The following is a 454-nucleotide window of genomic DNA, read 5'->3' as shown; positions in this document are numbered from 1 at the left end:
ATCCCGCACGGCGTGCAGGGCACCCAGTCCCGCATCGACCTCAACGACGAGCAGACCAAGAACGTGAAGGCGATCATCGCCGCGACGAAGAAGGCCGGCATGGACGAACGCGCCGCCGTGGTGTCCATCGCCACCGCGTTGCAGGAGTCGAAGCTGGAGAACCTCGGACACCTCGGTGACCGCAACGACCACGACTCCCAGGGCCTGTTCCAACAACGCCCCTCCTCCGGTTGGGGCACCGTGGAGCAGATCACCGACCCCGAATACTCCACCACCGCGTTCCTCAAGGGCCTCAAGCAGGTCGACGGATGGCAGGACATGCCACTGACCAAGGCCGCGCAGACCGTCCAGGTCTCCGCCTACCCCGACCACTACGCCCAGTGGGAACAACAGGCCGCCGACCTCGTCGCCGAACACTGGAACACGTAAGACAAACGCGAAAGGCCGGCACCCC

1 protein-coding gene is annotated in these 454 nt (G+C 65.4%); it reads left to right on the top strand.

Translation table 11 applies throughout. The features are described from left to right. A partial coding sequence (locus tag ACLQ2X_RS28440) for a hypothetical protein (protein ID WP_425684148.1) occupies positions 1–429 on the top strand: 429 nt, incomplete at its 5' end. Positions 430–454 lie beyond the last annotated feature (25 nt).

It is taken from the genome of Micromonospora sp. DT31 (genome assembly GCF_049841795.1).
Lineage (GTDB): Bacteria > Actinomycetota > Actinomycetes > Mycobacteriales > Micromonosporaceae > Micromonospora.
This window is presented reverse-complemented; position numbering and strand designations above follow the sequence as displayed.